Origin of the sequence: Nitrogeniibacter mangrovi (genome assembly GCF_010983895.1) — a bacterium.
Taxonomy (GTDB): domain Bacteria; phylum Pseudomonadota; class Gammaproteobacteria; order Burkholderiales; family Rhodocyclaceae; genus Nitrogeniibacter; species Nitrogeniibacter mangrovi.
Genome location: NZ_CP048836.1, coordinates 3,538,040 through 3,558,777, shown reverse-complemented (window position 1 = coordinate 3,558,777; position 20,738 = coordinate 3,538,040). Strand labels below are relative to the sequence as shown.

The following is a 20,738-nucleotide window of genomic DNA, read 5'->3' as shown; positions in this document are numbered from 1 at the left end:
GCCCGCGAGTGGGTGTGAAATCCGCCGCTTTTCCGGGTTCAGGCGGCTTCCTGCGCGGCGCTCTGCGCGTCTGTCGGCGCCCGCCACCGGGCCAGCAGATGCTCGCGCTCGGCCAGCGCGCGCGTCATGTTGGCCATCTTCACATGGCCGTAGCCGCGAATCGGTTCGGGCCAGCTGGCGATGGCCACGGCCTGTTTGTGGCGCAGGAAGCTGAGGGTGTCGAGCACCTCGTGGAGGTCGTCCTCGTACTGGCGGATCAGCGCCCGCTCGGCGCGGCGCTCCTCGGTGCGGCCGAACGGATCCCAGCGGGTGCCGCGTAGCCATTTGAAGCGCGCGAGGAGACGGAACACCCGCATCATGCCGGGGCCGTAGCTGCGCTTGGGGACACGCCCGGTGACCGGATTCATGCGCGACACCAGGGGTGGGGCCAGGTGAAAGTTCACCGTGTAGTCACCTTCGAAGGTGGCACGCAGCTGTTGCCAGAAGTCGTCCCGTGCGAACAGCCGCGCCACCTCGTACTCGTCCTTGTAGGCGAGCACGCGGAAGTAGTTTCGCGCCACGGCCTCGGTCAGCCGGGTGGTACCGAAGGGGGCTTCGGCAGCCCGGACGCGGGCGACCAGGCGCCGATAGCGTTCGGCGTAGGCGGCGTCCTGGTAGGCGGTCAGCGCGGCGGCACGCCGCTCGACGATCTCGTCCACGCCGGGCGGATGCAGCGGCGTCGGCTCGGGGGGATGGGCGATGCGGCGTACGGCCTCGGGGTCGTGCGCGGCACGTCGGCCCCACAGGAAGGCGCGCTTGTTCATGTCGACGGCGACGCCATTGAGTTCGACCGCCTTCATGAGGCCCGCGTGACTGACCGGCACCATGCCCTTTTGCCAGGCGAAGCCGAGCAGGAACAGGTTGGTGAAGATGGCGTCGCCCATGAGGCGGGTGGCCAGCGCGGTGGCGTCGAGGAAATCGCTGTTCTCGTCGCCGATGGCCTGGCGGACGGCCGCCTCCATCTTCTCGAGCGGGAACTGCCAGTCGGGGTTCTTGGTGAAATCGGAGGTCGGTGTCTCGGTGCAGTTGATGATCGCTCGAGTGCGTCCGGTGGCCATCTTGGCCAGCGCCTCGGTGCTGGCGGTGACCACCACGTCGCCGCCGATGACGGCGTTGGCTTCACCGGCGGCGATGCGCACCGCGTGCAGGTCGTCCGGGTGGTCGGCAAGGCGGATGTGGCTGAATACGGAGCCACCCTTCTGGGCCAGGCCGGTCATGTCGAGCACCGTCACGCCCTTGCCGTCCAGGTGCGCCCCCATGCCGATGAGCGCGCCGATGGTGACCACGCCGGTGCCGCCGACGCCGGTGACCATGATGCCGTAGGGGGTGGCCGTGTCCGGCAGCGACGGCGCGGGCAGGTCGGCGGCGCCCGGTTGCTCGGCATCGAGGGCGGTGCCCTTGCGCAGCGCACCGCCCTCGATCGTGACGAAGCTCGGGCAGAAGCCGTTGAGGCAGGAATAGTCCTTGTTGCAGGACGACTGGTCGATCTGGCGTTTGCGTCCGAATTCGGTCTCCACCGGCAGGATGGACATGCAGTTGCTCTGCACGCCGCAGTCGCCGCAACCCTCGCAGACCGCTTCGTTGATGAACACCCGTCGTGCCGGATCGGGGAAGGCGCCGCGCTTGCGCCGGCGCCGCTTCTCGGCGGCGCAGGTCTGGTCATAGATGAGTGCGGTCACACCCGGGCATTCACGCAGGTCGCGCTGGATGGCGTCCATCTCGTCCCGGTGGCGCAGGGTCACGTGGGGCAGGTCGGCCGGGCCGTAGGCGCGCGGGGTGCCGTCGGTGACCACCACGATCTGGCCGACCCCCTCGGCCTGCAGCTGGCGCACGATCTTGGGCACCGAGAGCTGGCCTTCCACCGGCTGGCCGCCGGTCATGGCCACGGCGTCGTTGTAGAGGATCTTGTAGGTGATGTTCACGCCGGCGGCGACGGCCTGGCGGATGGCGAGCAGGCCGGAGTGGGCGTAGGTGCCGTCCCCCAGGTTGGCGAAGATGTGGCGTTCTTTCGTGAACGGTGCCTGGCCCACCCAGGGCACGCCTTCGCCACCCATCTGGGTGAAGGTGCCGGTGCGCCGCTCGGGCATCCAGGTGACCATGTAGTGGCAGCCGATGCCGGCCAGGGCGCGGCTGCCCTCGGGCACATGGGTCGAGGTGTTGTGCGGGCAGCCCGAACAGAAGGTCGGAACCCGGTCGATGGCGAGGCTGCGCGCGGCCAGTGCCTGTTCCTTGGCCTCGAGAAAAGCCAGCCGGGACTTGATCCGGTCCGAGGTGAAGAATCGTGCCACGCGGGCGGCGATCACGCGTGCGATCATCGCCGGGGTCAGTTCGCCGGCCGCGGGCAGCAGCCATTCGCCGTGATCGACGGTGCCGTCGCCATGCGGCAGCAGCGCCCACTCGCCCTTCTCGTCGAACTTGCCGACCACTCGCGGGCGCACGTCCTCGCGCCAGTTGTACAACTCTTCCTTGAGCTGGTATTCGAGCAGCTGGCGCTTCTCTTCGACCACCAGGATCTCCTCGAGGCCTTCGGCGAACTGGCGCACGCCCTCTGCTTCGAGCGGCCAGACCATGCCCACCTTGTAGAGGCGGATACCGATCTGGGCGGCGAGCGCCTCGTCGATGCCCAGGTCGTCGAAGGCCTGGCGCACGTCCAGGTGGCTCTTCCCGCTGGTGATGATGCCCAGGCGGGGCGAGGGCGAGTCGATCACCACGCGGTTGAGCCGGTTGGCGCGGCAGTAGGCCAGCGCCGCGTACAGCTTGTAGTTGAGCAGGCGCCGCTCCTGCACCAGGGCCGGATCGGGCCAGCGGATGTTGAGCCCGTCCGGTGGCAGGGCGAAGTCGGTGGGGATCCTGACCTCGATCCGATCCGGATCCACGTCCACCGAGGCGGACGTCTCCACCGTGTCGGCCAGCGCCTTGAAGGCCACCCAGCAGCCCGAATAGCGTGACAGCGCATAGCCGTGGACGCCGAAATCGATGTACTCCTGAACGCCGGCTGGGGCCAGCACCGGCATCATCATCGACTTGAAGAAGTGATCGGTCTGGTGGGGGAAGGTCGAGGACTTGGCCGCATGGTCGTCGCCGGCCACCACCAGCACGCCACCATGGCGCGAACTGCCCGCTGCGTTGCCATGGCGAAAGGCGTCGCCGCTGCGGTCGACACCCGGCCCCTTGCCGTACCAGAGCGCGAAAACGCCATCGACGCGGGCCTCGGGCGACAGATTGACCTGCTGCGAGCCCCACACCGCGGTGGCCGCCAGATCCTCGTTGATGCCCGGCTGGAACACGATGTCGTGGGCTTGCAGGTGCGCCTTGGCCTTCCATAGCGTCTGGTCCAGACCCCCGAGGGGAGAGCCCCGGTAGCCCGACACGAAGCCGGCGGTGTCGAGGCCGGCGCGCTGATCGCGTTCGCGCTGGATCAGCAGCAGACGTACCAGTGCCTGATAGCCGGTCAGATAGACGCGGCCGGAGCGCAGGGTGTACTTGTCGTCGAGGGTGAAGTCGATCTTCGGGGCCGCAACAGAGGCGGGAGTGACCATGAGAGTCTCCAAAAAAAATCGTGTTTTTCTCGGTGCAGCTCGACCGGGCCTTGTGAGCCCGGCGCACAGGTTCGCGTGCCACACCAGCTTAGACGGCCTGCGGCGCAAAACAATCCCGGCATACCCTGATTCGCCCCCGGCCCTTCAGCCACGGCGTCGGACGGCGCATCTTTTTCTTGAAAGGGTTTGACACGCCCGGGTCGAAGGGCTATAGTGCGGCGCTTCTCGATGGAGGGGTTCCCGAGCGGTCAAAGGGAGCAGACTGTAAATCTGCCGGCACAGCCTTCGAAGGTTCGAATCCTTCCCCCTCCACCAGATTTATGCAGGTTTGACTGCGTCGAAGAAGGCAAAAGCCTTTGACGAGGCGGGCGGTACAAAGGGTCGCAGCGTTGTACGCGGGTGTAGCTCAATGGTAGAGCAGAAGCCTTCCAAGCTTACGACGAGGGTTCGATTCCCTTCACCCGCTCCAGAGTTTTTGATGGTACGCCCATGTAGCTCAGTGGCAGAGCACTCCCTTGGTAAGGGAGAGGTCGGCAGTTCAATCCTGCCCATGGGCACCACGCCTCGACTCGATGTGGTCGGTGTGAATCGAACAGCGCGTACTCCGAATTTCGTACAGAGGTAGCGATATGGCTAAGGGAAAGTTTGAGCGGACGAAACCGCACGTGAACGTTGGCACGATTGGTCACGTTGACCATGGCAAGACGACGCTGACGGCCGCGATCACCACGGTGCTGACCGCCAAGTTCGGTGGTGAAGCCAAGGATTACGCTGCGATCGACAGCGCGCCGGAAGAGAAGGCGCGTGGTATCACGATCAACACCGCGCACGTCGAGTACGAGACCGAGACGCGCCACTACGCGCACGTGGACTGCCCGGGTCACGCCGACTACGTGAAGAACATGATTACCGGTGCGGCGCAGATGGACGGCGCGATTCTGGTGTGCTCGGCCGCTGACGGCCCGATGCCGCAGACCCGCGAGCACATCCTGCTGGCCCGTCAGGTCGGCGTGCCGTACATCATCGTGTTCCTGAACAAGTGCGACATGGTCGATGACGAAGAGCTGCTCGAGCTGGTGGAGATGGAAGTTCGCGAACTTCTGTCCAAGTACGAGTTCCCGGGTGACGACATTCCCATCATCAAGGGTTCCGCGCTGAAGGCCCTGGAAGGTGACCAGTCGCCGATTGGCGAGCCGGCCATCCTCGAACTGGCCGCTGCGCTGGATAGCTACATCCCGACCCCGGAGCGCGCCATCGACAAGCCGTTCCTGCTGCCGATCGAAGACGTGTTCTCGATCTCCGGTCGCGGCACCGTGGTGACCGGTCGTGTCGAGCGCGGCATCGTGACCGTGGGCGACGAGCTGGAAATCGTGGGCATCAAGGACACCGTCAAGACCACTTGCACGGGCGTGGAAATGTTCCGCAAGCTGCTGGACCAGGGTCAGGCAGGCGACAACGTGGGTGTGCTGCTGCGTGGTACCAAGCGTGAAGACGTCGAGCGTGGCCAGGTGCTGGCCAAGCCGGGTTCGATCACCCCGCACACGCACTTCACCGGTGAGGTGTATGTGCTGTCGAAGGAAGAGGGCGGTCGTCACACCCCGTTCTTCAACAACTACCGTCCGCAGTTCTACTTCCGTACCACGGACGTGACCGGTTCGATCGCGCTGCCGGAAGGCACCGAGATGGTCATGCCGGGCGACAACGTGTCGATCACCGTGAAGCTGATCGCCCCGATCGCCATGGAAGAAGGTCTGCGCTTTGCCATTCGCGAAGGTGGCCGCACCGTCGGCGCCGGCGTCGTGGCGAAGGTGATCGAGTAATCGCGCACCCGAACGGGTACGCAAAAGCGCCCTGTCCCCCGACGGGGCGCTTTGTAGTCTCTGCTGCAGGGGTATAGCTCAACTGGCAGAGCGTCGGTCTCCAAAACCGAAGGTTGGGGGTTCGATTCCCTCTGCCCCTGCCATATTGTTTCTGAATCGTTGGACCTGAATGGCTGACAAGCTCAAGTTTGCGCTGGCGCTGATTCTCATCGCGGCTGGCGTGGCCGGATTCTACCTGCTCTCGGAGCAGGTGCTCGTGTTGCGCGTGCTGGTCGTTCTGGCCGGTGTGATCGCGGGTGCGTCCATCGCCTGGTTCACCGAGCCTGGGCGCCGGTTTGCCGTCTTCCTTCGTGAAACGGTTGTCGAAACCAAGAAGGTAGTCTGGCCGACGCGCAAGGAAACCGTGCAGATGACGGGGATCGTCTTTGCCTTCGTCGTTGCCATGGCTGTCTTTCTTTGGGTCACGGACAAGAGTCTGGAATGGGTGTTGTATGACATCGTTCTGGGATGGAAGTGATCATGAGCAAGCGTTGGTACGTCGTTCACGCCTACTCCGGCTTCGAGAAGTCGGTTCAGCGCACCCTGCTTGACCGTATCGCACGGTCGGGTATGCAGGACAAATTCGGACAGGTGCTGGTGCCGGTCGAAGAGGTCGTCGAGATGAAGGGCGGCCAGAAGAGCATCTCCGAGCGCAAGTTCTTTCCGGGCTACGTGCTCGTCGAAATGGACATGGACGAAGAGACCTGGCACCTGGTCAAGTCCACGCCGCGTGTGACCGGCTTCGTTGGCGGTACCGCCACCAAGCCGACGCCGATCTCCGAAAAGGAGGTCGAGAAGATCATGAGCCAGATTCAGGAGGGCGTGGAAAAGCCGCGTCCGAAGGTGCTCTTCGAAGTGGGCGAAGTCGTTCGTGTCAAGGAAGGTCCGTTCACCGACTTCCATGGTTCCGTCGAAGACGTCAACTACGAGAAGAGCAAGCTGCGCGTGTCGGTGACCATCTTCGGTCGCGCCACGCCGGTCGAGCTGGAATTCGGTCAGGTCGAAAAGACCTGATTCGCAGGCCGCGCCGCGCGCGCGGCAACGAGGAGCGTCGGCGAAATCGCCGGCGCGTTTGTACTCATCACAGGAGTGAGCCGCAATGGCAAAGAAAATCATCGGCTATATCAAGCTGCAGATCCCTGCAGGCAAAGCCAACCCGAGTCCTCCGGTCGGTCCCGCGCTGGGTCAGCGCGGTCTGAACATCATGGAATTCTGCAAGGCCTTCAATGCTCGCACCCAGAGCCTTGAGCCGGGCCTGCCGATTCCCGTGGTGATCACCGCGTTCAGCGACAAGAGCTTCACCTTCATCATGAAGACGCCGCCGGCGTCGATCCTGATCAAGAAGGCCGCCAAGATCGACAAGGGGTCCCCGCGCCCGCACACCGACAAGGTCGGTTCGATCACCCGTGCCCAGGTGGAAGAAATCGCCAAGACCAAGCAGCCCGATCTGACGGCGGCTGATCTGGAAGCGGCGGTGCGTACGATCGCAGGTTCCGCCCGCAGCATGGGCGTGACGGTTGAGGGGGTCTGATCATGGCAAAGCTTTCCAAGCGCGTTAAGGCGATCCGCGAAAAAATCGATCGCACCCGGGTGTACCCGCTCGACGAGGCGCTCACCCTGATCAAGGATTTGGCGACCGCCAAATTCGACGAGTCGGTGGATGTGGCCGTGAACCTCGGCATCGATCCGCGCAAATCCGATCAGGTTGTCCGCGGCTCGGTCGTCCTGCCTGCCGGGACCGGCAAGAGCGTGCGTGTGGCCGTGTTCGCCCAGGGCGACAAGGCCGAAGCTGCCAAGGCGGCGGGTGCCGATATCGTCGGTTTTGACGATCTGGCCGAACAGATCAAGGGCGGCACCATCGATTTCGACGTGTGTATCGCCACGCCGGACGCGATGCGCGTGGTCGGCGCGCTGGGCCAGATCCTCGGTCCGCGCGGTCTGATGCCGAACCCGAAGGTCGGTACCGTGACCATGGACGTCGAGACCGCCGTCAAGAACGCCAAGGCGGGTCAGGTGCAATACCGTGCCGACAAGGCCGGTATCGTGCATGCCACCATCGGCCGCGCCTCGTTCGGCGTTGATGCCCTGCGCACCAATGCCCAGGCGCTGATCGATGCGCTCAACAAGGCCAAACCGGCCTCTGCAAAAGGTCTCTATCTGCGTCGCATGGCCGTCTCCAGCACCATGGGGGTTGGCCTGCGCGTGGAGCCGTCGAGCGTCGCTGACGCTTGATGAAGCATTTCCGCATCGCCCGCCGGGCGGTGCGGAACTTTGGGCTGCGGCTCCTCGTGGGCCGCAGGTTGTCCAAGACCGCTGGGGGTCGTCCGTGCCAGCATGGCCCGAAACGACCTCAAATCCGTCAGCCACGTGTTGCCGGGCCCAGCGTAGATGGCGTAGCCCGAATCAGGATTCTTGTCAGGTTTCGACCTGAGTTGGCTTGATCTCCTGTATGACGGTCGCCGCGATGATCCCGTCCCAGTCGCATCGGGGTGGGAGCAACCATTCAGTGGGAGATGACCGTGGGTCTCAATCTTGAAGGTAAGAAGGCGGTAGTTGCCGAGGTGAACGAGCAAGTCTCGAACGCCCAGGTAATCATCATCGCCGAGTACCGTGGTCTCGAAGTGGGTCAGCTGACCGAGCTGCGCGCCAAGGCGCGTGAAGCGGGCGTTTACCTGCACGTGCTGAAGAACACCCTTGCGCGTCGTGCCATTGCCGGCACGCCTTTCGAAGGTCTGACCGACCAGCTGGTGGGTCCGCTGATCTACGGTATGTCCGCAGATCCGGTGGCGCCTGCCAAGGTGCTCAAGACCTTTGCAAAGGACAATGACAAACTCGTCGTCAAGGCGGGGGCGATGCCCAACTTCATCATGGATGAAGCCGGTGTCAACGCCCTGGCCACCATGCCGAGTCGTGAAGAGCTGCTCGCGAAGCTGCTCGGCACGATGCAGGCGCCGGTCGCCAAGTTTGTCCAGACGCTCAATGAGGTGCCCTCCAAGTTCGTGCGTGCGCTCGCAGCGGTCCGTGACCAGAAAGAGGCTGCATAACTTTTTCAAAGATTCTGCCTTCGCTTGATGAAGGCGAGTGATTCGATATCAGGAGTATCAAAATGGCAATCAGCAAAGAAGACATCCTTGAAGCCATCGCTTCCATGTCCGTTCTGGAACTGTCCGAACTGATCAAGGAAATGGAAGAGAAATTCGGCGTGAGCGCCGCTGCCGCTGCCGTGGCCGTGGCTGCCCCGGCTGCTGGCGGTGCCGCCCCGGCCGCCGAAGAGAAGACCGAGTTCGACGTGGTTCTGGCCGCTGTCGGCGACAAGAAAGTCGAGGTCATTAAGGTCGTGCGTTCCGCCACCGGCCTGGGTCTGAAGGAAGCCAAAGACATGGTCGACGGCGCTCCGAAGACCATCAAGGAAGGTGTGGCCAAGGACGAAGCCGAAGGCCTCAAGAAGCAGCTGGAAGAAGCTGGCGCGACCGTCGAGATCAAGTAAGATCCCGTCGGCATGCGGGGCTGGCGCCTGTGAAGGGTGCCAGCCCTTTCGTCCTTTTCTGAAGCCAGAAGAGAGCGTGCTTTGAACCAAGCACATTGTCTCCTGTCTTCCCACGTCTGAACGCTACCCGGAGCATCTATGGCGTACTCCTACACCGAGAAAAAGCGTATTCGAAAAAGCTTCGCAAAAGGCGCGGCTGTGCTCGATGCGCCCTTTCTGCTGGCGACCCAGATCGAGTCGTTCGCGTCCTTCCTGCAGGCGGACGCGCCCGCTGCCCAGCGGTCCAATCAGGGCCTGCAGGCCGCTTTCACGTCGATCTTCCCGATCAGCAGTCACAGCGGCAATGCCCGCCTCGAGTTCGTCCACTACCTGCTGGGCGAGCCGGCGTTCGACGTCAAGGAATGTCAGCAGCGTGGTCTGACCTATGCGGCCCCGCTGCGTGCCCGGGTCCGCCTGGTGCTGATGGACAAGGAAGCGCCGAAGGACACCATCAAGGAAGTCAAGGAGCAAGAGGTGTACATGGGCGAGATTCCGCTCATGACCAATACCGGCTCCTTTGTCATCAACGGCACCGAGCGTGTCATCGTCTCGCAGCTGCACCGCTCGCCCGGTGTGTTCTTCGAGCATGACCGCGGCAAGACGCATGCCTCGGGCAAGCTGCTGTTCTCCGCCCGCGTGATCCCCTATCGCGGATCGTGGCTGGACTTCGAGTTCGATCCGAAGGACTACCTGTACTTCCGTATCGACCGTCGCCGCAAGATGCCGGTCACCATCCTCATGCGCGCCATCGGGATGAGTACCGAGGACATCCTCGCGACCTTCCACGACTTCGACCAGTTCACGCTGCAGCCTGAAGGTGCGTCCTTTGCCGTGGTGCCCGAGCGCCTGCGGGGTGAGGTCGCCAAATTCGACATCACCGACAAGTCCGGCAACATCATCGTCGAGAAGGACAAGCGGGTCACGGCCCGTCACATCCGCCTGCTCGCCGAGGCCGGCGTCGAGGCGATCAACGTTCCCGACGATTTCCTCCTGGGCCGTATCGTCGCCAAGGATCTGGTGGATGCCGACACCGGCGAAATCGTGGTGCGCGCCAACGACGAGATCACCGAAGAGGTGCTGGCGACCCTGCGTGACGCGCGGATCACCGATCTGCCGACCCTCTATATCAACGACCTCGATCGTGGTGCGTACATCTCGCAGACGCTGCGGATCGACGAGACGGCCGACGAGTGGGCCGCCAAGGTGGCCATCTATCGCATGATGCGTCCGGGCGAGCCGCCCACGGAGGATGCGGTCGAAGCGCTGTTCCAGGGGTTGTTCTATTCGGAGGAACGCTACGACCTGTCGGGCGTCGGTCGCATGAAGTTCAACCGTCGCGCCTATCCGGAAAAGGTCGATGCGAAATCGCCGGAATGGCATCGTCGCCTGCTCGAGGCGGTTGGCGCTCAGAGCGAGGAAGGCCCGGGCACTCTGTCCAACGAGGACATCCTGGCCGTGATCGCGATTCTGGTCGAACTGCGCAACGGCCGTGGCGAGATCGATGATATCGACCACCTGGGTAACCGTCGCGTGCGTTCCGTGGGCGAGCTGGCCGAGAACCAGTTCCGCGCTGGCCTGGTGCGTGTCGAGCGTGCGGTCAAGGAGCGCCTGTCCCAGGCCGAGTCCGACAACCTGATGCCGCATGACCTGATCAACGCCAAGCCGATCAGCGCCGCCATCAAGGAATTCTTCGGCTCCAGTCAGCTGTCCCAGTTCATGGACCAGACCAACCCGCTGTCCGAGATCACGCACAAGCGTCGTGTCTCGGCCCTCGGCCCGGGCGGTCTGACCCGCGAGCGCGCCGGCTTCGAGGTGCGCGACGTGCATCCGACCCATTACGGACGCGTGTGCCCGATCGAGACGCCGGAAGGCCCGAACATTGGTCTGATCAACTCGCTGGCCGTGTACGCCCGGACCAACCGCTATGGTTTCCTCGAGACCCCGTACCGAAAGGTCGAGGACGGCAAGGTGACCGACCAGATCGACTACCTGTCCGCCATTGAGGAAGGTCAGTACGTGATTGCCCAGGCCAACGCCGAGATCGCCGAGGACCGGACGCTGGCCGGCGAGCTGATCTCGTGCCGCCACAAGGGCGAGTTCTTCCTGGCCACGTCGGACACGGTCCAGTACATGGATGTGGCCCCCGGCCAGATCGTGTCCGTGGCCGCCTCGCTGATTCCGTTCCTGGAACATGACGATGCGAACCGTGCCTTGATGGGCGCGAACATGCAGCGTCAGGCCGTGCCCTGCCTGCGTCCGGAAAAGCCGTTGGTCGGCACCGGCATCGAGCGCACCGTGGCGGTCGACTCGGGCACCGCGGTGCAAGCGACCCGCGGTGGCGTGGTGGATTACATCGACGCGAACCGGATCGTGGTGCGTGTCAACGACGATGAAACCCTGCCGGGTGAAGTCGGCGTCGACATCTACAACATGATCAAATACACCCGGTCGAACCAGAACACGAACATCAACCAGCGCCCGATCGTGAAGGTCGGCGACGTGATCGCCCGTGGCGACGTGGTGGCCGACGGGGCCTCGACCGACCTGGGTGAGCTGGCCCTCGGCCAGAACATGCTGGTCGCGTTCATGCCCTGGAACGGCTACAACTTCGAGGATTCGATCCTCATCTCCGAGCGGGTGGTGGCCAACGACCGCTTCACCTCGATTCACGTCGAGGAACTGACGGTCGTCGCCCGTGACACCAAGCTCGGACCCGAGGAGATCACCCGCGACATCGCCTCGCTCGGTGAAGCCCAGCTCGGCCGTCTCGACGAGTCCGGCATTGTGTACATCGGGGCCGAAGTCGAGGCGGGTGATGTGCTGGTCGGCAAGGTCACGCCGAAGGGCGAGACCCAGCTGACGCCGGAAGAGAAGCTCCTGCGTGCCATCTTCGGCGAGAAGGCCTCCGACGTGAAGGACACCTCGCTGCGCGTGCCCTCCGGCATGAACGGCATCGTCATCGACGTGCAGGTGTTCACCCGCGAAGGCATCGAGCGCGACAAGCGTGCCCAGTCGATCATCGACGACCAGCTGCGCAGCTTCAAGACCGACCTCGCGGACCAGATGCGAATCGTGGAGCGCGACGCCTTTGCCCGTATCCGCCGCATGATCGTGGGCCAGAAGGCCAACGGCGGGCCGAAGAAGCTGGCCAAGGGCACCGAGATCACCGACGCCTACCTGGATGAACTCGAGCCCTACCACTGGTTCGACATCCGTATGGCCGAGGAAGCCACCGCGGTGCAGCTCGAAGCCGTGCGCGAAGGCCTCGAGAAGACCCGCAAGGACTTCGAGCTCGCTTTCGAGGTGAAGAAGAAGAAGCTGACCCAGGGCGACGAGCTGCCGCCCGGGGTGCAAAAGATGGTCAAGGTGTATCTGGCCGTCAAGCGCCGCCTGCAACCGGGCGACAAGATGGCCGGCCGTCACGGGAACAAAGGGGTGGTTTCCAAGATCGTACCGGTGGAAGACATGCCGTACATGGAAGACGGTACGCCGGTCGACGTGGTGCTCAACCCGTTGGGCGTGCCCTCGCGGATGAACATCGGTCAGATTCTCGAGACGCATCTGGGTTGGGCTGCGAAGGGCCTGGGCGCCAAGATCGACACCATGTTGCGCGCCGACGCCGCGGCCAAGGAGGTGCGTGGTCTGCTCGAGCAGATCTACAACACCAACGGCAAGAGCGAAGATCTGAACGCTCTTAACGACGACGAGGTCATCGAACTGGCGACCAATCTGACCAAGGGCGTGCCCTTCGCGACCCCGGTGTTCGACGGCGCGAAAGAGGAAGAGATCGAGGCCATGTTCGAGATCGCCGGCTTGCCGGTGTCCGGTCAGGTCACCCTGTACGACGGGCGCACCGGCGAACAGTTCGAGCGCAAGGTGACGGTGGGCTACAAGCACATCCTGAAGCTGCATCACCTGGTCGACGACAAGATGCACGCCCGCTCGACCGGCCCGTACTCCCTGGTGACCCAGCAACCGCTGGGCGGCAAGGCGCAGTTCGGTGGCCAGCGTTTCGGCGAGATGGAGGTGTGGGCGCTCGAGGCCTATGGCGCTTCCTACACCCTGCAGGAGATGCTGACGGTGAAGTCGGACGACGTGACCGGCCGGACCAAGGTCTACGAAAACATCGTCAAGGGCGAACACAAGATCGATGCCGGCATGCCGGAATCCTTCAACGTGCTGGTGAAGGAAATCCGCTCGCTGGGTATCGACATCGACCTGGACCGTTACTGAGCCGATTGTGCTCACATGCTCAATCGGATGGAGTGATACATGAAAAGTTTGCTCGCTGACCTGTTCAAGCAAACCCTCCCCAACGAGGAGGAATTCGACGCGATCACCATTGGTCTCGCGTCGCCGGACAAGATCCGTTCCTGGTCCTATGGCGAAGTCAAGAAGCCCGAGACCATCAACTACCGGACCTTCAAGCCGGAACGCGATGGCCTGTTCTGCGCCAAGATCTTCGGTCCGGTCAAGGACTACGAGTGCCTGTGCGGCAAATACAAGCGCCTGAAGCACCGTGGTGTGATCTGCGAGAAGTGCGGCGTTGAAGTCACGCTCTCGAAGGTGCGCCGTGAGCGCATGGCGCACATCGAGCTGGCGTCGCCGGTGGCGCACATCTGGTTCCTGAAGAGCCTGCCGTCCCGTCTCGGGATGGTGCTCGACATGACCCTGCGCGACATCGAGCGGGTGCTGTATTTCGAGGCCTTCGTCGTGGTCGAGCCGGGCATGACCCCGCTCACCCGCGGTCAGTTGCTGACCGAGGACGACTACCTGGCCAAGGTCGAGGAGTACGGTGACGAGTTCGACGCCGCCATGGGTGCCGAGGGTGTCCGCGAGCTGCTGCGCACGCTCGACGTGAACCTCGAGATCGAGAAGCTGCGCGGCGAACTCGAAGCGACCAGCTCCGACGCCAAGATCAAGAAGTTCTCCAAGCGCCTGAAGATTCTCGAAGCCTTCCAGCAATCGGGCATCAAGCCCGAGTGGATGATTCTCGAAGTGCTGCCGGTGCTGCCGCCGGACCTGCGTCCGCTGGTGCCGCTCGATGGTGGCCGTTTCGCCACCTCCGACCTGAACGACCTGTACCGTCGGGTGATCAACCGGAACAACCGTCTGAAGCGTCTGCTCGAGCTCAAGGCGCCGGAAATCATCGTGCGCAACGAAAAGCGCATGCTGCAGGAATCGGTCGATTCGCTGCTCGACAACGGTCGTCGCGGCAAGGCCATGACCGGCGCCAACAAGCGTCCGCTCAAGTCGCTGGCCGACATGATCAAGGGCAAGGGCGGTCGTTTCCGTCAGAACCTGCTCGGCAAGCGCGTGGACTACTCCGGTCGTTCCGTGATCGTGGTCGGTCCCCAGCTCAAGCTGCACCAGTGCGGCCTGCCCAAGCTGATGGCGCTCGAGCTGTTCAAGCCGTTCATCTTCAATAAGCTCGAACTGATGGGGCTGGCGACGACCATCAAGCAGGCGAAGAAGATGGTCGAGAGCCAGGAACCCGTGGTGTGGGACATCCTCGAGGATGTGATCCGCGAACACCCGGTCATGCTCAACCGGGCGCCGACGCTCCACCGTCTGGGTATCCAGGCGTTCGAGCCGGTGCTCATCGAGGGCAAGGCCATCCAGCTGCACCCGCTCGTGTGTGCCGCGTTCAACGCCGACTTCGACGGCGACCAGATGGCCGTGCACGTGCCGCTGTCGCTCGAAGCGCAGATGGAAGCGCGCACCCTCATGCTGGCGTCGAACAACGTGATCTCGCCGGCCAACGGCGAACCGATCATCGTGCCGTCGCAGGACGTGGTGCTCGGTCTGTACTACGCCACTCGTGAAGGGATCGCCGAGAAGGGCGAAGGCATGATCATGGCGGACATCTCGGAGGTGAAACGCGCCTACGAGTCCGGCCAGATCTCCCTGCACGCCCGCATCACCGTGCGCATCAAGGAAGCGGAACTCAACGAAGAGGGCGAGCGCGTCGAGAAGATCACGCGCCGCCAGACCACGGCGGGGCGTGCGCTGCTCTCCGAGATCCTGCCGGCCGGCCTGTCCTTCGAGTACATCGACAAGCCGCTCAAGAAGAAGGAAATCTCCAAGCTCATCAACCACTCCTTCCGTCGCTGCGGCCTGAAGGCGACGGTGGTGTTCGCTGACAAGCTGATGCAGTTCGGCTTCCGCCTCGCGACGCGTGCGGGTGTTTCCATTGCGGTCAAGGACATGCTGGTGCCGACGCAGAAGGAAGACATCATCCACGCTGCGGAAAACGAGGTGAAGGAGATCGCCGAGCAGTACGCCTCCGGTCTCGTGACCGACGGCGAGCGCTACAACAAGGTGGTGGATATCTGGGGCCGTACCGGTGACCAGGTGGCCAAGGCCATGATGGACCAGCTCGGCAAGCACAAGGTTGCCGACCCGTTTGGCGGCGTCGCGCGTGACGACTGGTGGAAGGTTGCCTATGCCGGTGGCGTGGACAAGCCCGAGCCGAAGGAAACGGATCTGGAGTCCTTCAACTCCATCTACATGATGGCGGATTCCGGCGCCCGCGGTTCGGCGGCGCAGATTCGTCAGCTGGCCGGTATGCGGGGCCTGATGGCCAAGCCGGACGGCTCGATCATCGAGACGCCGATTACCACCAACTTCCGTGAAGGTCTGAACGTGCTTCAGTACTTCATCTCCACCCACGGGGCGCGGAAGGGTCTGGCCGATACGGCGCTGAAGACCGCCAACTCGGGCTACCTGACCCGTCGTCTGGTGGATGTGACCCAGGATCTGGTGGTCACCGAGGACGACTGCGGTACCCGAGAAGGCTTCAACATGAAGGCCCTCATCGAAGGCGGTGAGGTCGTCGAGCCGCTGCGCGACCGGATTCTGGGTCGGGTGTGTGCGGAAGACGTGGTCAACCCCGACACCCAGGAGACCGCGATCGAGCAGGGCACCCTGCTCGACGAGAGCGCCTGCGATCTGATCGAGAGCCTTGGGGTGGACGAGGTGCGCGTGCGTACCCCGCTGAGTTGCGCAACCCGCTACGGCCTGTGCGCCAAGTGCTACGGGCGGGATCTGGGGCGCGGTTCGCTCGTGAATGTCGGCGAAGCGGTCGGCGTGATCGCCGCGCAGTCGATCGGTGAGCCGGGCACGCAGCTGACCATGCGGACCTTCCACGTCGGCGGTGCGGCATCTCGAGCCGCCGCGGCCAGCGCGGTCGAGGCGAAATCGGCCGGTTCGATCCGCTTTACCCAGAACATGCGTTACGTCACCAACGCCAAGGGCGAAAAGATCATCATCGCCCGTTCGGCCGAAGTGCTAGTCGCCGACGACATGGGCCGCGAACGCGAACGCCACAAGGTGCCCTACGGCGCCACCTTGCGCGTCAGCGATGGCGATGTGGCCAAGGCCGGTCAGCAGCTGGCCACCTGGGATCCTCACACCCGGCCGATCGTGACCGAATATGCCGGTACGGTGAAGTTCGAGAACGTCGAGGAAGGCACCACCGTCGCGAAGCAGATCGACGAGGTCACCGGTCTGTCGACCCTCGTGGTCATCGACGCCAAGCGCGGCTCCAGCAGCCTGAGCAAGGGGGCTCGTCCGCAGGTCAAGCTGATCGACGACAACGGCGAGGAAGTCAGGATCGCCGGCACCGAACACGCCGTGGCGATCACTTTCCAAGTCGGCTCGATCATCGCGGTCAAGGACGGCCAGAAGATCGACGTGGGTGAGATTCTGGCGCGCATCCCGCAGGAATCGGCGAAGACGCGTGACATTACCGGCGGTCTGCCGCGGGTGGCCGAGCTCTTCGAAGCCCGTTCGCCGAAGGACGCCGGCGTGCTGGCCGAATACACCGGAACGATGTCCTTCGGCAAGGAAACCAAGGGCAAGCAGCGTCTGGTGATCACCGAGCCGGACGGCAACTCCCACGAGTTCCTGATTCCGAAGGACAAGCACGTGATGGTGCACGACGGTCAGGTGGTGAACAAAGGCGAAGCGATCGTGGATGGTCCGGCGGACCCGCACGACATCCTGCGTCTGCAGGGCGTCGAGGCACTGGCCCGTTACATCATCGACGAAGTGCAGGACGTGTATCGCCTCCAGGGTGTGAAGATCAACGACAAGCATATCGAGGTGATCGTCCGCCAGATGCTGCGTCGTGTCGTCATCACCGACTCGGGCGACACGCGCTTCATTCGCGAGGAGCAGGTCGAACGGTCCGAAGTGCTGGACGAAAACGACAAGATGGAGGCGCAGGAAAAACTGCCGGCACAGTACGAATATGTGCTGCTCGGCATCACCAAGGCGTCGCTGTCGACCGATTCGTTCATTTCGGCGGCCTCTTTCCAGGAAACCACGCGGGTGCTCACCGAGGCTGCCATCATGGGCAAGCGCGACGAGCTGCGCGGTCTGAAGGAAAACGTCATTGTCGGGCGCCTCATTCCTGCCGGTACCGGCTTGGCTTATCACCGCAACCGTCGCGCCCAGTCCGAAGGCGAGGACCTTGGCGGCGAACACGCCTGGCCGGCCAGCGAGGAGATCATCATCGATCTGCCTCAGGAAGATGCGTCTGCCAGTTGACCATTTAACGAAACCAGCGGTAAAATCCGGCCTCTTTATGTAGACTGGCCAATCGTAGTCAGTCGCAGCCGGAATAAACCGCCCGAGGCGGCCCTGGGGGCTGCCTCGGTTTTTTGGGAAATTCTCAAGCTATGCCAACAATCAATCAGCTCGTCCGCAAGCCGCGGAAATCCGCCGTTGTGAAAAGCAACGTTCCGGCGCTGGAAGCCTGCCCGCAAAAGCGTGGCGTGTGCACCCGCGTCTACACCACGACGCCGAAGAAGCCGAACTCCGCGCTTCGAAAGGTGGCCAAGGTTCGCCTGACCAACGGTTACGAGGTCATCTCGTACATTGGTGGTGAGGGGCACAACCTGCAGGAGCACTCCGTGGTGCTGATCCGTGGTGGTCGTGTGAAGGACTTGCCGGGTGTGCGCTATCACATCGTGCGCGGTTCCCTCGATCTGCAGGGCGTCAAGGATCGCAAGCAGTCGCGTTCCAAGTATGGCGCCAAGCGTCCGAAGCAAGCTTGATTGTTGGTTCAATAAGAATCTGAAGGGGTTGTTATGCCGCGTCGTCGCGAAGTTCCCAAGCGTGAGGTGCTCCCGGATCCGAAATTCGGTAACCAGGACGTCTCCAAGTTCATCAATGTCATCATGCAGGCCGGGAAGAAGGCTGTTGCCGAGCGCATCGTCTATGGCGCTTTCGATGTCATTTCGAGCAAGTCCGGCAAGGATCCGCTGGAGGTGTTCTCCACGGCCCTGGGCAACGTAAAGCCGGTCGTCGAGGTCAAGAGCCGTCGCGTCGGTGGTGCGAACTACCAGGTGCCGGTTGAAGTGCGTCCCTCTCGCCGCATGGCGCTGTCCATGCGCTGGCTGCGCGAGGCCGCCCGCAAGCGCGCCGAAAAATCCATGGCGCAGCGCCTGGCCGGTGAGCTGCTTGAGGCTGCCGAAGGGCGTGGCGCCGCCATGAAGAAGCGTGAAGAAGTGCACCGTATGGCGGAGGCCAACAAGGCCTTCTCGCACTACCGCTTCTGAGCTGTACATCTTTGGGTCGAGCCCTTGGTGGGGCTCGACTTTTTGTCATCGATTGGTTCGAAAATTGCGCATTTCGTGCAATTTAACTAGGCAGGACAACTACCGTGGCCCGCAAAACTCCCATTGAGCGCTACCGCAATATCGGTATTTCCGCGCACATCGACGCCGGCAAGACGACGACGACCGAGCGTATCCTTTTCTACACCGGTGTGAATCACAAGATCGGTGAAGTGCATGATGGCGTGGCCACCATGGACTGGATGGCGCAGGAGCAGGAGCGCGGTATCACGATTACGTCGGCGGCCACGACGTGCTTCTGGAAGGGTATGGATCTGTCCCTGCCGGAGCATCGCATCAACATCATCGACACGCCGGGGCACGTGGACTTCACCATTGAGGTGGAGCGCTCGATGCGCGTGCTTGATGGGGCGTGCATGGTGTACTGCGCCGTGGGTGGTGTTCAGCCGCAGTCCGAGACGGTGTGGCGCCAGGCGACCAAGTACAAGGTGCCGCGCCTTGCGTTCGTGAACAAGATGGATCGCCAGGGTGCCGACTTCTACAAGGTCGTCGAGCAGATGAAGACGCGCCTGAAGGCCAACCCGGTGCCTGTCGTGCTGCCGATCGGTGCGGAAGAGCACTTCCAGGGGGTGGTCGACCTCATCAAGATGAAGGCCATCATCTGGGATGAGGCTTCCATGGGGGCCAAGTTCGACTACGTCGACATTCCTGCGGAGCTGGCCGACAAGGCCGAAGAGTATCGTGAGCAGATGGTCGAGGCGGCTGCCGAGGCTGATGAAGAGCTGATGGATGCCTACCTCGAGGGTGGCGAGCTGACCGAAGAGCAGATCGTTGCGGGCCTGCGCAAGCGCACCATCGCTTGCGAGATTCAGCCGATGCTGTGTGGTACCGCGTTCAAGAACAAGGGTGTGCAGCGTATGCTGGACGCCGTCATCGAGTTCATGCCCAATCCGACGGAAGTGCCGCCGGTGCATGGCATTGACGACGATGGCAACGAGGCGGTGCGCAAGTCGAGCGACGAGGAGAAATTCTCGGCGCTGGCGTTCAAGCTGATGACCGACCCGTTCGTGGGTCAGCTGACCTTCATTCGCGTCTATTCCGGTGTCGTGAATTCCGGCGATACGGTGCTCAACTCCGTCAAGGTCAAGAAAGAGCGGATTGGCCGTCTGTTGCAGATGCACGCCAACGATCGTCAGGAAATCAAGGAAGTGCGTGCCGGCGACATCGCTGCGGCCGTGGGCCTGAAGGAAGTGACGACGGGTGAAACCCTGTGCGATCCCTCGGCGCCGATCATTCTCGAGCGCATGGAGTTCCCGGATCCGGTGATTCACGTCGCCGTCGAGCCGAAGACCAAGAGCGATCAGGAAAAGATGGGTATCGCCCTGTCGCGTCTGGCTCAGGAGGATCCGTCCTTCCGCGTGCGTACCGACGAAGAGTCCGGTCAGACCATCATCTCCGGTATGGGTGAATTGCACCTCGAGATCATCGTCGATCGTATGAAGCGTGAGTTCAACGTCGAAGCCAATGTCGGCGCTCCTCAGGTGGCCTATCGCGAAGCCATTCGTTCGACCGTCGAGCAGGAAGGCAAGTTCGTCAAGCAGTCCGGCGGTCGCGGTCAGTACGGCCACGTCTGGATCAAGCTGGAGCCGAACGAGGCAGGCAAGGGCTACGAATTCGTCGATGCCATCAAGGGTGGTGTCGTGCCGCGTGAATACATCCCGGCCGTGGATCGTGGTATCCAGGATACGTTGCCGAATGGTGTGCTCGCCGGCTTCCCGGTGGTCGATGTCAAGGTGACGCTGTTCGACGGTTCCTACCACGACGTGGACTCGAACGAAAACGCCTTCAAGATGGCCGGCTCGATGGCGTTCAAAGATGCCATGCGCAAAGCCAGCCCGGTGCTGCTTGAGCCGATGATGGCTGTCGAAGTGGAGACGCCGGAAGAATTCATGGGGAACGTGATGGGTGACCTCTCGGGTCGCCGCGGCATCGTCCAGGGCATGGACGACATTGCTGGGGACATGAAAGGCATTCGCGCTGAGGTGCCGCTGGCCGAGATGTTCGGTTATGCCACTTCTCTGCGCTCGCTGACGCAGGGGCGGGCGACGTATTCCATGGAGTTCAAGCACTATTCCGAGGCGCCGAAGAACGTCGCCGATGCAGTGATTAACGCCAAGTAATTTTCGATATT

13 protein-coding genes and 4 tRNA genes are annotated in these 20,738 nt (G+C 62.9%); 16 read left to right on the top strand and 1 reads right to left on the bottom strand.

Annotation, left to right across the window (positions count from 1 at the left end; all coding sequences use genetic code 11):
- Positions 1-38 precede the first annotated feature (38 nt).
- Complete coding sequence (locus tag G3580_RS16505; RefSeq protein ID WP_173767337.1) at positions 39-3,578, bottom strand: indolepyruvate ferredoxin oxidoreductase family protein; 3,540 nt, start codon at positions 3,576-3,578, stop codon at positions 39-41.
- A gap of 230 nt (positions 3,579-3,808) precedes the next feature.
- Here G3580_RS16505 and G3580_RS16500 point away from each other — a divergent pair.
- From G3580_RS16500 to fusA, 16 genes are all read left to right on the top strand, one after another.
- Positions 3,809-3,893: transfer RNA gene (locus G3580_RS16500), tRNA-Tyr, on the top strand.
- Between the two features lie 80 nt (positions 3,894-3,973).
- Positions 3,974-4,047, top strand: a tRNA-Gly gene (locus G3580_RS16495).
- A 16-nt stretch (positions 4,048-4,063) separates the two neighbouring features.
- Positions 4,064-4,138: transfer RNA gene (locus tag G3580_RS16490), tRNA-Thr, on the top strand.
- Positions 4,139-4,207: 69 nt separating this feature from the next.
- The gene (gene tuf / locus G3580_RS16485) at positions 4,208-5,398 is read left to right on the top strand and encodes an elongation factor Tu (RefSeq protein WP_173767314.1); all 1,191 of its coding nucleotides are present in this window, start codon (positions 4,208-4,210) and stop codon (positions 5,396-5,398) included.
- A gap of 67 nt (positions 5,399-5,465) precedes the next feature.
- Positions 5,466-5,541: transfer RNA gene (locus tag G3580_RS16480), tRNA-Trp, on the top strand.
- Positions 5,542-5,567: 26 nt separating this feature from the next.
- On the top strand, positions 5,568-5,915 hold the full coding sequence (secE, locus tag G3580_RS16475) for a preprotein translocase subunit SecE (protein ID WP_173767335.1): 348 nt from the start codon (positions 5,568-5,570) through the stop codon (positions 5,913-5,915).
- A 2-nt stretch (positions 5,916-5,917) separates the two neighbouring features.
- Positions 5,918-6,451 carry a transcription termination/antitermination protein NusG gene (gene nusG, locus G3580_RS16470; RefSeq protein WP_173767333.1) on the top strand — a complete coding sequence of 178 codons (534 nt, stop codon included), beginning with the start codon at positions 5,918-5,920 and terminating at the stop codon, positions 6,449-6,451.
- 85 nt (positions 6,452-6,536) lie between these two features.
- Entirely contained in the window at positions 6,537-6,968 is a 432-nt protein-coding gene (gene rplK, locus G3580_RS16465; protein WP_173767331.1) for a 50S ribosomal protein L11, read from the top strand.
- A gap of 2 nt (positions 6,969-6,970) precedes the next feature.
- Positions 6,971-7,669 carry a 50S ribosomal protein L1 gene (rplA, locus tag G3580_RS16460; protein WP_173767329.1) on the top strand — a complete coding sequence of 233 codons (699 nt, stop codon included), beginning with the start codon at positions 6,971-6,973 and terminating at the stop codon, positions 7,667-7,669.
- 287 nt (positions 7,670-7,956) lie between these two features.
- Positions 7,957-8,481 carry a 50S ribosomal protein L10 gene (gene rplJ / locus G3580_RS16455; protein ID WP_173767327.1) on the top strand — a complete coding sequence of 175 codons (525 nt, stop codon included), beginning with the start codon at positions 7,957-7,959 and terminating at the stop codon, positions 8,479-8,481.
- Between the two features lie 62 nt (positions 8,482-8,543).
- A complete protein-coding gene (gene rplL, locus G3580_RS16450) occupies positions 8,544-8,924 on the top strand; it encodes a 50S ribosomal protein L7/L12 (RefSeq protein WP_217424518.1) in 381 nt (126 codons plus the stop codon).
- 138 nt (positions 8,925-9,062) lie between these two features.
- Positions 9,063-13,196 (top strand): DNA-directed RNA polymerase subunit beta, encoded by a 4,134-nt coding sequence (gene rpoB, locus G3580_RS16445; RefSeq protein ID WP_173767325.1) that lies wholly within the window; start codon positions 9,063-9,065, stop codon positions 13,194-13,196.
- Between the two features lie 39 nt (positions 13,197-13,235).
- Entirely contained in the window at positions 13,236-17,516 is a 4,281-nt protein-coding gene (gene rpoC / locus G3580_RS16440) for a DNA-directed RNA polymerase subunit beta' (RefSeq protein ID WP_173767323.1), read from the top strand.
- Between the two features lie 131 nt (positions 17,517-17,647).
- A complete protein-coding gene (rpsL, locus tag G3580_RS16435) occupies positions 17,648-18,025 on the top strand; it encodes a 30S ribosomal protein S12 (RefSeq protein WP_173767320.1) in 378 nt (125 codons plus the stop codon).
- A gap of 33 nt (positions 18,026-18,058) precedes the next feature.
- The gene (gene rpsG / locus G3580_RS16430; RefSeq protein ID WP_173767318.1) at positions 18,059-18,529 is read left to right on the top strand and encodes a 30S ribosomal protein S7; all 471 of its coding nucleotides are present in this window, start codon (positions 18,059-18,061) and stop codon (positions 18,527-18,529) included.
- 104 nt (positions 18,530-18,633) lie between these two features.
- Entirely contained in the window at positions 18,634-20,727 is a 2,094-nt protein-coding gene (gene fusA, locus G3580_RS16425) for an elongation factor G (protein ID WP_173767316.1), read from the top strand.
- Positions 20,728-20,738 lie beyond the last annotated feature (11 nt).

Excerpts from the sequence above, each read along its gene's own strand:
- G3580_RS16505 (WP_173767337.1), bottom strand. The coding sequence starts at position 3,578 with ATGGTCACTCCCGCCTCTGTTGCGGCCCCGAAGATCGACTTCACCCTC.
- tuf (WP_173767314.1), top strand. The coding sequence starts at position 4,208 with ATGGCTAAGGGAAAGTTTGAGCGGACGAAACCGCACGTGAACGTTGGC.
- secE (WP_173767335.1), top strand. The coding sequence starts at position 5,568 with ATGGCTGACAAGCTCAAGTTTGCGCTGGCGCTGATTCTCATCGCGGCT.
- nusG (WP_173767333.1), top strand. The coding sequence starts at position 5,918 with ATGAGCAAGCGTTGGTACGTCGTTCACGCCTACTCCGGCTTCGAGAAG.
- rplK (WP_173767331.1), top strand. The coding sequence starts at position 6,537 with ATGGCAAAGAAAATCATCGGCTATATCAAGCTGCAGATCCCTGCAGGC.
- rplA (WP_173767329.1), top strand. The coding sequence starts at position 6,971 with ATGGCAAAGCTTTCCAAGCGCGTTAAGGCGATCCGCGAAAAAATCGAT.
- rplL (WP_217424518.1), top strand. The coding sequence starts at position 8,544 with ATGGCAATCAGCAAAGAAGACATCCTTGAAGCCATCGCTTCCATGTCC.
- rpoB (WP_173767325.1), top strand. The coding sequence starts at position 9,063 with ATGGCGTACTCCTACACCGAGAAAAAGCGTATTCGAAAAAGCTTCGCA.
- rpoC (WP_173767323.1), top strand. The coding sequence starts at position 13,236 with ATGAAAAGTTTGCTCGCTGACCTGTTCAAGCAAACCCTCCCCAACGAG.
- rpsL (WP_173767320.1), top strand. The coding sequence starts at position 17,648 with ATGCCAACAATCAATCAGCTCGTCCGCAAGCCGCGGAAATCCGCCGTT.
- rpsG (WP_173767318.1), top strand. The coding sequence starts at position 18,059 with ATGCCGCGTCGTCGCGAAGTTCCCAAGCGTGAGGTGCTCCCGGATCCG.